The sequence below is a fragment of the Alteromonas sp. CyTr2 genome (assembly GCF_947311905.1).
Taxonomy (GTDB): domain Bacteria; phylum Pseudomonadota; class Gammaproteobacteria; order Enterobacterales; family Alteromonadaceae; genus Alteromonas; species Alteromonas macleodii.
Genome location: NZ_CAMZMZ010000088.1, coordinates 1 through 1,263 on the forward strand (window position 1 = coordinate 1; position 1,263 = coordinate 1,263).

Below are 1,263 nucleotides of genomic sequence, written 5' to 3' on the forward strand. Positions count from 1 at the left end.
TATGACGTGCTCCAATAGATTCACACACCCAGTTAAGAGATAATTATCTCAACTGGAGTGTATATGAAAACCCGAAAAAGCTACTCGAAAGAATTCAAACTGGATGCGGTGAGTCTGGTTACAGAACAAAATTACAAGATTACTGAGGCTGCTCGCAGTCTTGGTATCAGTGCCAATATGTTAGGCCGCTGGCTTAAAGAGCAAGAATCAGAAGGGGCTCACGCATTTCGTGGCAATGGTAAGTTGACGCCCGAGCAGGAAGAAATTCGCCAACTGCGAGCAGAGAATAAGCGCCTGAAAATGGAGAAAGAGATCTTAAAAAAGGCAACGGTCTTCTTTGCCAAAGAAACCAAGTAAAATACGGTTTCATCACCCAACATAAGAAGACCTGGCCGATTAGCCTGATGTGCGAGATTCTTGGTGTCAGTCGCTGTAATTACTATAGTGCCGTGCGACGCAAGGAACACATTGAACCGGATCCGCAACATGATGAGTTAATTGAGTGGGTACAGAAAGTAGCAGATGCCAGTGACTTTACCTATGGCGTAAGACGTATGAAACGCGCGTTGAATTCGCTTGGTTATCCGGTTGGAAAACAGCGAACGAGAGCCTTGATGAAAGAAGCTGGAGTGAGCGTCAGACGACGTAGAAAATACAAAGTCACGACTAACAGCGACCATCAGCAACCTGTCTTCGATAACGTGCTGTCACGCGACTTTGATGCTCAAAAGCCAGACCAGGCGTATGTCTCTGACATTACCTACATCTGGACGCAAGAAGGCTGGCTGTATCTGGCCGTAGTGATTGACTTATTCTCACGAAAAATCGTGGGCTGGAGTATGGCATCGCGGATGAATGCCCAGCTTGTGTGTGATGCCTTAACGATGGCTTTGTGGCAACGTAAACCTAAAGTGGGCCTGATACATCATTCGGATCGCGGCTCTCAATACGCAAGCCGACAATTTAGACAGTTACTGACGCAATACAAGGTAACAGGTAGCATGAGCAGGAAAGGTGATTGTTGGGACAATGCCGTCGTAGAAAGCTTCTTCGGCACATTGAAACAAGAGCGAGTGCAGTGGCGTCACTACCAGAGTCGCCGTGCTGCCCAGCAGGATATTCTGCAATACATCACTATGTTTTATAACAGTCAGCGAATGCACTCATATCTGGATTACAAGAGTCCAAATCAATATGAGGCTGACATGGCTAACTTACAAAAAGCGGCTTAACTGGGTTGTGTGATTTTGGTTGACCACGTCA

Annotated in this window: 1 protein-coding gene; it reads left to right on the forward strand. The window is 46.4% G+C overall.

The genetic code is table 11. The annotated features are described in order from the left end of the window. The first annotated feature begins 63 nt into the window (after window positions 1–63). Window positions 64–1,232, forward strand: a protein-coding gene (locus tag QME20_RS19670) for an IS3-like element ISAma1 family transposase (protein WP_085929700.1) whose coding sequence is annotated in 2 segments (ribosomal slippage) — window positions 64–313 and window positions 313–1,232 — 1,170 coding nt in all. Because the reading frame shifts where the segments join, the coding sequence is not laid out codon by codon here. Window positions 1,233–1,263: the final 31 nt, after the last annotated feature.